This is a genomic window from Caballeronia catudaia (genome assembly GCF_001544755.2).
Classification (GTDB): Bacteria; Pseudomonadota; Gammaproteobacteria; order Burkholderiales; family Burkholderiaceae; genus Caballeronia; species Caballeronia catudaia.
In genome coordinates this window covers 185,609-196,106 of the sequence record NZ_FCOF02000009.1, presented here as the reverse complement: position 1 = coordinate 196,106, position 10,498 = coordinate 185,609, and the positions used below count along the sequence as shown (strand labels likewise).

Below are 10,498 nucleotides of genomic sequence, written 5' to 3'. Positions count from 1 at the left end.
GCCGCGCAAAAATGACCTACTTTGTCGGTAGCAACCACGGCGAAGGAGTGTCCCCGCATGAAAACGCTGAAGGTTCTGCTGATCGGCGCGCACGGCCGCACGGGGCGCCTCATCGCCGCACGTCTGCACGACGAAGCCATTCCCCTTCGCGCGATGCTGCGTAAATCCGCGCACAAGAGCGAATTCGCCGCGATGGGCGCCGAAATCGTGCTCGGCGATCTGACCAACGACTTCTCCCACGCCTTCGACGACATCACGCACGTGATCTACGCGGCCGGATCGGCGCAAAACGAAGGCGTGCGCGAGCAGCGCATGATCGATCGCGACGCCGTCATGCGCACCGCCGACTACGCGAAGCGCCGGCGTGTGCAGCAACTCGTCGTGGTAAGCGCGCTGTCGGCGTTCGATCCGGCGAAGAGCGGCTTCGCCTGGCGTCACTATTCGCGGATGAAGCGCGAAGCCGATGCCTACGTCGCGCATCGCGGCGTGCCGTACGCGATTTTGCGGCCGGGTCCGCTGTCGGACGAGCCCGCGCATGGCGCCATCGCGCCCGCGAACGAACTCACGACGCACAAGCCGGATGTCGCGCGCGACGATGTCGCCTGTATCGCGGTGCGCTGTGTGACGCGCGGCATAAAGAACCGGCTGATCGCGTTCGTCGGTGGAGAAGAGCCGATCGATATCGTGCTGAACGCGCTATCGAACGAACACGCGCACGCCACACATCACGCCGCACCGACGAGCCTGTAGCCGACGCCCGTTTCCGTCACGATATGCTCGGGCTGCGCGGGATCGCGTTCGAGCTTCTGGCGCAGATGCGCCATGTAGATCCGCAGGTAATGCGGGCTCTCGACATGCGACGGCCCCCACACTTCCACCAGCAATTGCCGATGCGTGAGCACGCGCCCCGCGTGACGCACGAGCGTCGATAGCAGGCGATATTCGATCGGCGTCAGATGCACGTTCTCGCCGCGCTTCGTAACGCGGCGCAGCGCGAGATCGACGGCCACATCGCCGAACGTCACGACCGGCGTCTCGTTGCCCGACGCCTGATTGCGCCGCCGCAGATGCGCGCGAATCCGCGCCATCAGCTCGGAAACGCCGAAGGGTTTCGTGAGGTAATCGTCGGCGCCGGCGTCGAGCGCGGCGACTTTCTCCCCTTCCTGCGTACGCGCCGACAACACGATGATCGGCAACTCGGTCCATCCGCGCAGCTCGCGAATCACGTCGATGCCGTCGGTGTCGGGCAGGCCGAGATCGACGATCACGAGATCGGGCTTGCGCGTCGCCGCTTCGACGAGACCCTTCTGCCCCGTTTCCGCCTCGTGGACAGTCATGCCCTGCCCTTCGAGCGACACGCGCACGAAGCGGCGTATCTGTTTCTCGTCCTCGATCAGAACGACGGTTGCCGTCGGGTTCGAACTCAAGGCAGCAGGATGGTCGAACCGGTCGTCTTGCGCGCTTCGAGTTCTTCGTGCGCGCGCGCCGCGTCCGCGAGCGCATAGCGCTGGCGCACGTTCGTCTTCACCTTGCCCGACGACACGACGTCGAAGAGTTCGGCCGCCATCAGATCGAGATCGCTGCGTTTGGCGATATAGCTGAAGAGCGTCGGCCGCGTGAAATACAGCGAGCCGCGTCCCGCGAGTTCCGACGAATCGAGCGGCGGCAGCGGCCCCGACGAATTGCCGAAGCTCACGAAAAGCCCGAGCGGCGCGAGGCAGTCGAGCGACGCGATGTACGTGTCCTTGCCGATCGAGTCGTAGACCACCGGCACGCCTGCGCCGTTGGTGATCTCGCGCACGCGTTGCGTGAAGTTCTCGCGCGTATAGACGATCGGGTGATCGCAGCCGTGCGCCTTCGCGAGTTCGGCTTTCTCGTCCGAGCCGACGGTGCCGATCACGGTCGCGCCGAGCGCCTTCGCCCACTGGCACGCGATCATGCCGACGCCGCCCGCCGCCGCGTGGATCAGCACGGTGTCGCCCGCCTTCACGCGATACGTCCGCCGCAGCAAGTACTGCGCGGTGAGGCCTTGCAGCATGATCGACGCGGCGTCCTCATAGCCGATCGAATCCGGCAACCCGACGACGTATTCGGCCGACATCACGCGCTCTTGCGCATACGCGCCCGGCGGACGCGATGCGTAGGCGACGCGATCGCCCGGCTTGAACTGCGTGACGCCCTCGCCCACCGCCGTCACTTCGCCCGCAGCTTCCATGCCGAGGCCGCCGGGCAGCGGCATCGGATAGAGGCCGGTGCGGAAATACACGTCGATGAAATTGAGCCCGACCGCGTGATGCTTCACGCGGATCTCGCCCTTGCCCGGCGCGCCCACGTCCACATCGACCCACTTCATGACTTCGGGGCCGCCTGTCTTGTCGAATCGGATTGCCTTGGTCATCGTCTCGTTCTCCTTGTTCGTGCTTATTTCGTGCTCATTGCGCCCGCGCGAAGCGCAGGCGCAAGTCGTCGAGGATCATGCGCGCCGTCGCGATGTTGGTCGCGCACGGCACGTTATGTACGTCGCAGGCGCGCACGAGCGCGTTGATGTCGGGCTCGTGCGGCTGCGGGGTCATCGGGTCGCGCAGGAAGATCACGATATTCACGCGCCCTTCCGCCAGTTCCGCGCCGATCTGCAGGTCGCCGCCGTACGGGCCGGACAGCTTGCGCTCGACGTCGAGCCCGTGCGCCGCCGCAATGCGCCCGCCGGTCGTTCCCGTCGCGACGAGGTCGCATTGCGCGAGCGTATCGACGAACTCGCCCACGAGCGTGACGATGTCGTCCTTCTTCATGTCGTGCGCGATCAGCGCGACGCGTGTGGTCATGTTTGCGCCTCGCTGTCAGTAAGTGCCGGGATAAGCGCCGCCGTCGATCAGCAGGTTCTGTCCGGTGATGTAGCCGGCATGCACGCTGCAGAGGAACGCGCACGCCTTGCCGAATTCCTCCGCTGTGCCGAAGCGTCCCGCGGGCAGGCTCTCCGCGCGGCGCTTGCGCACTTCGTCGATCGGCAGGTTTTGCGCCTTCGCCTGCGCTTCGAGCGTCACGGCGATGCGGTCGGTGTCGAACGAGCCCGGCAGCAGATTGTTGATGGTGACGCCGGTCGCCGCGACCTTGCGCGCGACGCCCGCGACGAAGCCGGTCAGCCCCGAACGCGCGCCGTTGGACAGCCCGAGCACGTCGATCGGCGCCTTCACCGATGAACTCGTGATGTTCACGATGCGGCCGTATCCACGCTCGATCATCCCGTCGATGGTCGCTTTCATGAGCTCGATCGGCGTGAGCATGTTGCCTTCCAGCGCCTTGATCCACATGTCGTGCGTGAAGGTGCGGAAATCGCCCGGCGGCGGTCCGCCCGCATTGTTGACGAGAATGTCCGGCGACGGGCACGCGGCCAGCGCGGCGGCGTGGCCTTCGGGCGTGGTGATGTCGCCGGCGACGGTTTTCACGTCGACGCCGTATTGCGCGCGAATGTGCGCCGCGGTCGCTTCGAGCGTTTCCGCCGTGCGCGCGGTGATCACCAGATTCACGCCTTCAGCTGCGAGCGCTTCCGCGCAGCCGCGTCCGAGCCCTTTGCTCGCCGCACACACCAGCGCCGTGCGCCCCGCGATTCCCATGTCCATCGTTCTTCCTCCGGTGTCGTTCGTCACAGATTGCGACGTCTTCGCGCAATTCTAGAAGAATCGGGTCGGCAACGTCGGCGGGGCGAATAGTCTTAGGGACGTGGCGGCTTTTGGGTAAACTGTCGCCACTGTCCGCGACGCACCGAGCGAGGCGCGAGAGGCAGCCCATCACACGAGCAGGACGCGCAGCGCGCGCAAGACCCATGAAACAAGACAGCCGCTTTCCCAATCTCTTCATCCTCGATCACCCGCTGATCCAGCACAAGCTCACGCACATGCGCGACAAGGACACGTCGACGCGCACGTTCCGCGAACTGCTGCGGGAAATCACGCTGCTGATGGGCTACGAGATCACGCGCAATCTGCCGCTCACGACCAAGCGCGTGGAAACGCCGCTCGTCGAGATCGACGCGCCCGTGATCGCCGGCAAAAAGCTCGCGATCGTGCCGGTGCTGCGCGCGGGCATCGGCATGTCGGACGGTCTGCTCGATCTGGTGCCGTCGGCGCGCGTCGGGCATATCGGCGTGTACCGGGCTGAGGATCATCGTCCGGTGGAGTATCTCGTGCGCCTGCCGCCCGATCTGGAGGAACGCGTCTTCATCCTGTGCGATCCGATGGTTGCGACGGGCTATTCGGCGGTGCACGCCGTCGACGTGATGAAGCGCCGCAAGGTGCACGCCGAGAACATCGTTTTCGTCGCGCTGGTCGCGGCGCCCGAAGGCGTGAAGGTATTCCAGGACGCGCATCCGGACGTGAAGCTCTACGTCGCGTCGCTCGATTCGCATCTGAACGATCATGCGTATATCGTTCCAGGCCTCGGCGACGCAGGCGACCGCCTCTTCGGCACGAAGAACTGAGCGTCCGCTTAAATCCTCCCGACCGCCGCGCCACGCGCGGCGGTTTGCGTTCTGGCGCGCTTTTTTCCCGAATTCGACCCGGATTGCGCTGTCTTTGCGCCGCCGCACCGCGCACGGCGGCACTGAGCGCGCGCGCCGCCATGCTAAAATTTCGGTCTGTTCCTATTCGGGTTACGCCGGACTCAACGATCCGCGAGCGAACCCGGCGTTGTTCACGAAAAGCGCGCGAGCACGCGCGAACAATCGAGGCGCGAACAGACACATTCGGCTACACAAAGCACGACAGCACACTAGGCGCACGGCTCTTCAGCCCGAGCGCGATGGAGAAAGGTAATGGCGGGTCATTCGAAATGGGCCAACATCAAGCATAAGAAGGCCGCGGCCGACGCGAAGAAAGGCAAGGTCTGGACGCGCCTCATCAAGGAAATCCAGGTCGCGGCGCGCATGGGCGGCGGCGAGATCGATTCGAACCCGCGCCTGCGTCTGGCCGTCGACAAGGCTTATGACGCCAACATGCCGAAGGACAACATCAACCGCGCGATCCAGCGCGGCACCGGCGGCGTCGACGGCGCGAACTACGAAGAAATCCGTTACGAAGGCTATGGCATCGGCGGCGCGGCGATCATCGTCGACACGATGACGGACAACCGCACCCGCACCGTCGCGGAAGTGCGCCACGCATTCTCGAAGTTCGGCGGCAACATGGGCACGGACGGCTCGGTGTCGTTCATGTTCGATCACGTCGGCCAGTTCCTGTTCGCCCCCGGCACGCCGGAAGACAAGCTGATGGACGCGGCGCTCGAAGCCGGCGCGGATGACGTCGTGACCAACGAAGACGGCAGCATCGAGGTGATCTGCCCGCCCAACGATTTCCAGAAGGTGAAGGACGCGCTCGAAGCCGCGGGCTTCAAGGCGGAACTCGCCGAAGTGACGATGAAACCGCAGACGGAAGTCGAGTTCGGCGGCGACGACGCGGTGAAGATGCAGAAACTGCTCGACGCGCTCGAAAATCTCGACGACGTGCAGGAAGTCTTTACGAACGCCGCGATCAACGAAGGCTGAAGCTTCGGATCGCACGGGGTGCGGCGCAACCGGATTGCGCCCGCCCTCGCATGGAATATCTTTCGCTTCGGCTCGCATGCCGGAGCAGCGCCGCTCGTTCGACGCCGAGTCGCCGCGGCGCGGCATCACCCTTTGAAGGCGCGTGACGCAGCCGTTATCGGCGCGAGCCGCCTTCGCGACGTTATGACCGCCGTCATGCGCGCCTTACGGTCGATGCGCCCGCCGCTTTTACTCAAGCCGCTTTTTGTCAGGATTTCGGGGATTCACATGAAGTTACTCGTCGTCGGTTCCGGCGGCCGCGAACATGCGCTGGCCTGGAAGCTCGCGCAGTCGCCGCGCGTGCAGATCGTTTATGTCGCGCCGGGCAACGGCGGCACCGCGCAGGACGAGCGCCTGCGCAACGTCGACATCACGGACCCGGCGGCACTCGCCGATTTCGTCGAGAAAGAACACGTTGCGTTCACGCTCGTCGGTCCAGAAGCGCCGCTCGCGGCCGGCATCGTCAATCTGTTCCGCTCGCGCGGCCTCAAGATTTTCGGGCCGAGCAAGGAAGCCGCGCAGCTCGAAAGCTCCAAGGACTTCGCGAAGGCGTTCATGAAGCGCCACAACATTCCGACCGCCGAATACGAAACCTTCTCCGACATCGCCGCCGCGCACGCGTACATCGACGCGAAAGGCGCGCCGATCGTCGTCAAGGCGGACGGGCTTGCGGCCGGCAAGGGCGTCGTCGTCGCGATGACGCTGGAAGAAGCGCACGGCGCCGTCGATGCGATGCTCGCCGACAACACGCTCGGCGATGCGGGCGCGCGCGTCGTCATCGAGGAATTCCTCGCGGGCGAGGAAGCGAGCTTCATCGTGATGGTGGACGGCAAGCACGTGCTCGCGCTCGCGTCGAGCCAGGACCACAAGCGCCTGCTCGACGGCGACAAGGGCCCGAACACCGGCGGCATGGGCGCGTATTCGCCCGCGCCGATCGTCACGCCGCAACTGCACGCGCGCGTGATGCGCGAGATCATCCAGCCGACGGTGCGCGGCATGGAAAACGACGGCATCCGCTTCACCGGCTTCCTCTACGCCGGCCTGATGATCGACTCGAACGGCAATCCGAAGACGCTCGAATTCAACTGCCGCATGGGCGACCCCGAGACGCAGCCGATCATGGCGCGGCTCAAGGGCGATTTCTCGAAAGTCGTCGAACTGGCGATCGACGGCAAGCTCGACACCGTCGATCTCGACTGGGACCGCCGCACGGCGCTTGGCGTCGTGCTCGCCGCGCACAACTATCCGGAAACGCCGCGCAAGGGCGACCGCATCAGCGGCATTCCGGCGGAAACCGAGAATTCCGTCACTTTCCATGCGGGCACGACGCTCGCCGACGGCAAGCTCACCACCTCGGGTGGCCGCGTGTTATGCGTCGTCGGATTGGCGGATTCCGTGCGCGGCGCGCAATCCGTGGTCTACGATACAGTCAACCAGATTTCGTTCGACGGCATGCAGTATCGGCGGGACATCGGCTATCGTGCGGTGAACCGCAAGCAATCGGCTGATAAAAGCGCTGAAAAGCCGGCCGACAAGCACGGCTGACGCGGCGCCGAAGCAGCCCGGGCATGCGCGCTGCCGGACCTCGTGTCCGGCAGCGCGCTTTTGAGAGTTTCGAGACGAAGGGTTAACCCCGGACCGACTAGCAGCAATCGATGAGTGAACCGAACCGCAGCGCGAAACAGCGCGAACAAGACGACGCATCCCATGATATCGAGGCTGTCCGCGACTATCTGACAGGCCTGCAGACACGCATAGCCGATGCGCTCGGCGGTTTCGACGGCACCGCCTTCGTCACCGACGCCTGGACCCGCGAGCCCGGCGCGCATCTGCGTGGCGGCGGCGTGACGCGCATTCTGGAAGGCGGCGGATTTTTCGAGCGCGGCGGCATCGGCTTTTCGGACGTGCAAGGCGACGCGCTGCCGCCCTCCGCGAGCGCAGCGCGTCCGCAGCTCGCCGGTCGCGGCTTCGAGGCGCTCGGCGTTTCGCTCGTGATGCATCCGCGCAATCCGCACTGCCCGACGGTGCACGCCAACGTGCGCATGCTGACCGCGCTCAAGGAAGGTGAAGCGCCGATCTTCTGGTTCGGCGGCGGCATGGATCTCACGCCGATCTACGGCTACGAGGAAGACGCGCGGCATTTTCATCAGACCTGCCGCGACGCGCTCGATCCGTTCGGCGTCGAACTGTATCCGCGCTTCAAGACGTGGTGCGACGAATATTTCTATCTGAAGCATCGCAACGAGCAGCGCGGCATCGGCGGCATTTTCTTCGATGATTACGCGGAAGGCGGCTTCGAGCGCGCGTTCGCGCTGACGAAGAGCGTCGGCGATGCGTTCCTGAAAGCGTATCTGCCGATCATCGAGCGCCGCTGCGACACGCCTTACACCGAACGCGAGCGCGAGTTCCAGGCGTACCGGCGCGGGCGCTACGTCGAGTTCAATCTCGTGTTCGACCGTGGCACGCATTTCGGCCTGCAAAGCGGCGGACGCACCGAGTCGATCCTCATGTCGATGCCGCCCGTCGCGAACTGGCGCTACGACTGGACGCCCGAGCCCGGCACGCCCGAGGCGCGGCTCTATTCCGACTTCCTGGTGCGGCGCGAATGGCTTTGAACTCCGCTGTGCCTTGCACGAAACGCGTCGGCATTTTCGGCGGCACCTTCGATCCGATTCACAACGGACATCTAGCGCTTGCGCGTCGCTTTGTCGAATTACTGCGACTGACCGAGCTCGTGCTGTTGCCCGCCGGTCAGCCCTGGCAGAAAGCGGGCGTATCGGCGCCGGAGCATCGGCTGGCGATGACGCGCGCGGCCGCCGAATCCGTCGTGATCGACGGCGTGACGATCACGATTGGCACCGACGAGATCGACCGGCAAGGCGACACTTATACCGTCGATACGCTCGGTCACTGGCGCGAGCGCGAAGGCGCGGAGGCGTCGATCTCGCTCCTGATGGGCGCGGATCAGCTCGTCAAGCTCGACTCGTGGCATCGCTGGAAAGAGCTTTTCGACTACGCGCATATCTGCGTGGAAACACGGCCGGGCTTCGATGTCGCGACGCTGCCGGCGGTCGTTGCCGCGGAAGTCGCGAAACGCGCCGCGCCGCCAGAAACACTGCAAGCGAGCCTATGCGGTCACGTGCTCATCGACGCAACGCTGCTGCTCGACGTATCCGCCACGGCGATCCGCGAGGCAGCCAGCACGATGTCGGACGTGGCCGAAGCCCGCGCTCAGGTCCCCCCGGCTGTATGGGACTATATTGTTCAACATCACCTGTACCGGACACGGTAAATCAACGGTAAAGACTCGGTAACCATGGAACTTCAAAAGCTTCAACGCGCGATCATCGACGGTCTGGAAGACGTCAAGGCGCAAGACATCAAGGTGTTCAACACGACTCACCTGACTTCGCTCTTCGACCGCGTGGTCGTGGCGAGCGGCACGTCGAACCGGCAGACCAAGGCGCTTGCCAACAGCGTGCGCGAGAAGGTCAAGGAAGCGGGCGGCGACATCATCAGCACGGAAGGCGAAGAGATCGGCGAATGGGTGCTGGTCGATTGCGGCGACGCGGTCGTGCATATCCTTCAGCCCGCGCTGCGCCAGTACTACAACCTCGAAGAAGTCTGGGGCGACAAGCCCGTGCGCGTGAAGCTGCAAACGCCGAACATGTTCGGCGGCGCGCGCGTCACCGCGGATAACGACGAGGACGACGAAGACGCCGCGCCCGCGGTCAAACGTCCCGCGCGCAAGACCACGCGCAAGCACTGATCCCGCTTCATTCGATGAAGCTGGTCATCCTCGCCGTCGGACACAAGATGCCCGACTGGATCACGAATGGCTTCGACGAATATGCGAAGCGCATGCCGCCCGAGTTGCGCATCGAGCTGAAAGAGATCAAGCCCGAGCAGCGTTCGTCGGGGCGCAACGCCGAGAGCGTGATGGCCGCCGAGAAGCAGCGCATCGAAGCCGCCTTGCCGAAGAACGCGCGCGTCGTCGCACTCGATGAACGCGGTCGCGACTGGACCACGATGCAACTCGCGAACGCCCTGCCCGGCTGGCAGCAGGACGGGCGCGATGTCGCGTTCGTGATCGGCGGCGCGGACGGGCTTCATCCCGATGTGAAATCGCGCGCGGAACTCTTGCTGCGCGTGTCGAGCCTCACGCTGCCGCACGGCATGGTGCGCGTGCTGCTCGCCGAACAGCTTTACCGCGCGTGGAGCATCACGCAGAATCATCCTTATCATCGCGCGTGAGGCTTTGCGGTCGTTGGACTTCGAATGCCGCGCGTGTCATTCGAATCCCAATATCCAATGACTCATCCCTTCGTTTATCTCGCTTCCCAAAGCCCGCGCCGTCAGGAGTTGCTGCGTCAGCTAGGCGTGAAGTACGAGCTCCTTCTGCCCCGTCCCGATGAAGACGCCGAAGCACTCGAAGACGCGTTGCCCGACGAAGCCGCCGATGCGTATGTCGTGCGCGTGTGCGCGCTGAAGGCGCATGCGGCGCGCGCGCGGCTCATCGCAGGCAGCCATGCGCCCGCGCCGATTCTCGTCGCCGATACGACCGTGACCATCGACGGATTGATCCTCGGCAAACCGCTGCACGAAGAAGACGCGGTCGCGATGCTCGAACGACTCGTGGGCCGCGAGCATGAAGTGCTGACGGCCGTCGCCGTGGTCGATGGCGAAGGCGCGGCGCTCGATCCCGTTCTTTCCCGCTCACAAGTGCGTTTCGCGAAAGCCGATCGTGCTGCGCTGCAACGCTATGCGGCGTCGGGCGAGCCGCTCGGCAAGGCGGGCGCGTACGGCATACAGGGCCGCGCGGCCGAGTTCATCGAGCGAATCGACGGATCCTATTCGGGTATCATGGGTCTGCCCCTTTTCGAAACCGCAGCACTCTTGCGCGTGGCGCGCGTCGAATTCTAA

The 10,498-nt window shown here is 64.8% G+C and carries 13 protein-coding genes; 9 read left to right on the top strand and 4 right to left on the bottom strand.

The genetic code is table 11. The annotated features are described in order from the left end of the window. The first annotated feature begins 57 nt into the window (after positions 1–57). Positions 58–750, top strand: coding sequence for an SDR family oxidoreductase (locus AWB75_RS12945; protein WP_061124472.1), 693 nt, complete (start codon positions 58–60; stop codon positions 748–750). On the opposite strand, the gene kdpE is transcribed toward AWB75_RS12945, so the two are convergent. The 4 genes from kdpE to AWB75_RS12925 are packed head-to-tail and all read right to left on the bottom strand — an operon-like array spanning position 726 to position 3,617. Beyond that, the gene (gene kdpE, locus AWB75_RS12940; protein ID WP_061124471.1) at positions 726–1,427 is read right to left on the bottom strand and encodes a two-component system response regulator KdpE; all 702 of its coding nucleotides are present in this window, start codon (positions 1,425–1,427) and stop codon (positions 726–728) included. The two genes, AWB75_RS12945 and kdpE, sit on opposite strands and share 25 nt — an antisense overlap. After that, complete coding sequence (locus AWB75_RS12935; RefSeq protein WP_061124470.1) at positions 1,424–2,398, bottom strand: quinone oxidoreductase family protein; 975 nt, start codon at positions 2,396–2,398, stop codon at positions 1,424–1,426. Before AWB75_RS12935 ends, kdpE begins: the two co-directional genes overlap by 4 nt. Before the next feature lie 34 nt (positions 2,399–2,432). Then, entirely contained in the window at positions 2,433–2,822 is a 390-nt protein-coding gene (locus tag AWB75_RS12930; RefSeq protein ID WP_061124469.1) for a methylglyoxal synthase, read from the bottom strand. A gap of 15 nt (positions 2,823–2,837) precedes the next feature. After that, positions 2,838–3,617, bottom strand: coding sequence for an SDR family oxidoreductase (locus AWB75_RS12925; RefSeq protein ID WP_061124468.1), 780 nt, complete (start codon positions 3,615–3,617; stop codon positions 2,838–2,840). A 203-nt stretch (positions 3,618–3,820) separates the two neighbouring features. Here AWB75_RS12925 and upp point away from each other — a divergent pair, with 203 nt between their 5' ends. The 8 genes from upp to AWB75_RS12885 all read left to right on the top strand — a co-directional run bounded on the left by upp (position 3,821) and on the right by AWB75_RS12885 (position 10,498). Further along, positions 3,821–4,474 carry a uracil phosphoribosyltransferase gene (upp, locus tag AWB75_RS12920; RefSeq protein ID WP_061124467.1) on the top strand — a complete coding sequence of 218 codons (654 nt, stop codon included), beginning with the start codon at positions 3,821–3,823 and terminating at the stop codon, positions 4,472–4,474. 333 nt (positions 4,475–4,807) lie between these two features. Then, positions 4,808–5,536 carry a YebC/PmpR family DNA-binding transcriptional regulator gene (locus AWB75_RS12915; RefSeq protein WP_061124466.1) on the top strand — a complete coding sequence of 243 codons (729 nt, stop codon included), beginning with the start codon at positions 4,808–4,810 and terminating at the stop codon, positions 5,534–5,536. A gap of 267 nt (positions 5,537–5,803) precedes the next feature. Continuing rightward, positions 5,804–7,120, top strand: a complete 1,317-nt coding sequence (gene purD / locus AWB75_RS12910; protein WP_061124530.1) for a phosphoribosylamine--glycine ligase — start codon at positions 5,804–5,806, stop codon at positions 7,118–7,120. Positions 7,121–7,230: 110 nt separating this feature from the next. After that, positions 7,231–8,190, top strand: coding sequence for an oxygen-dependent coproporphyrinogen oxidase (hemF, locus tag AWB75_RS12905; RefSeq protein WP_061124465.1), 960 nt, complete (start codon positions 7,231–7,233; stop codon positions 8,188–8,190). After that, on the top strand, positions 8,181–8,867 hold the full coding sequence (locus tag AWB75_RS12900; RefSeq protein WP_061124464.1) for a nicotinate-nucleotide adenylyltransferase: 687 nt from the start codon (positions 8,181–8,183) through the stop codon (positions 8,865–8,867). The genes hemF and AWB75_RS12900 overlap by 10 nt, the downstream gene beginning before the upstream one ends. Positions 8,868–8,891: 24 nt before the next feature. Further along, positions 8,892–9,344, top strand: coding sequence for a ribosome silencing factor (gene rsfS, locus AWB75_RS12895; RefSeq protein WP_061124463.1), 453 nt, complete (start codon positions 8,892–8,894; stop codon positions 9,342–9,344). Between the two features lie 14 nt (positions 9,345–9,358). Continuing rightward, on the top strand, positions 9,359–9,829 hold the full coding sequence (rlmH, locus tag AWB75_RS12890; protein ID WP_061124462.1) for a 23S rRNA (pseudouridine(1915)-N(3))-methyltransferase RlmH: 471 nt from the start codon (positions 9,359–9,361) through the stop codon (positions 9,827–9,829). Positions 9,830–9,886: 57 nt separating this feature from the next. Further along, positions 9,887–10,498: a Maf family protein gene (locus tag AWB75_RS12885; protein ID WP_061124461.1), complete on the top strand. Its 612-nt coding sequence runs from the start codon at positions 9,887–9,889 to the stop codon at positions 10,496–10,498.

What these genes read in the sequence shown, in the direction of transcription:
- AWB75_RS12945 (WP_061124472.1), top strand. Translation starts at nt 58, where the DNA reads ATGAAAACGCTGAAGGTTCTGCTGATCGGCGCGCACGGCCGCACGGGG.
- AWB75_RS12935 (WP_061124470.1), bottom strand. Translation starts at nt 2,398, where the DNA reads ATGACCAAGGCAATCCGATTCGACAAGACAGGCGGCCCCGAAGTCATG.
- AWB75_RS12930 (WP_061124469.1), bottom strand. Translation starts at nt 2,822, where the DNA reads ATGACCACACGCGTCGCGCTGATCGCGCACGACATGAAGAAGGACGAC.
- AWB75_RS12925 (WP_061124468.1), bottom strand. Translation starts at nt 3,617, where the DNA reads ATGGACATGGGAATCGCGGGGCGCACGGCGCTGGTGTGTGCGGCGAGC.
- upp (WP_061124467.1), top strand. Translation starts at nt 3,821, where the DNA reads ATGAAACAAGACAGCCGCTTTCCCAATCTCTTCATCCTCGATCACCCG.
- AWB75_RS12915 (WP_061124466.1), top strand. Translation starts at nt 4,808, where the DNA reads ATGGCGGGTCATTCGAAATGGGCCAACATCAAGCATAAGAAGGCCGCG.
- purD (WP_061124530.1), top strand. Translation starts at nt 5,804, where the DNA reads ATGAAGTTACTCGTCGTCGGTTCCGGCGGCCGCGAACATGCGCTGGCC.
- hemF (WP_061124465.1), top strand. Translation starts at nt 7,231, where the DNA reads ATGAGTGAACCGAACCGCAGCGCGAAACAGCGCGAACAAGACGACGCA.
- AWB75_RS12900 (WP_061124464.1), top strand. Translation starts at nt 8,181, where the DNA reads ATGGCTTTGAACTCCGCTGTGCCTTGCACGAAACGCGTCGGCATTTTC.
- rsfS (WP_061124463.1), top strand. Translation starts at nt 8,892, where the DNA reads ATGGAACTTCAAAAGCTTCAACGCGCGATCATCGACGGTCTGGAAGAC.
- rlmH (WP_061124462.1), top strand. Translation starts at nt 9,359, where the DNA reads ATGAAGCTGGTCATCCTCGCCGTCGGACACAAGATGCCCGACTGGATC.
- AWB75_RS12885 (WP_061124461.1), top strand. Translation starts at nt 9,887, where the DNA reads ATGACTCATCCCTTCGTTTATCTCGCTTCCCAAAGCCCGCGCCGTCAG.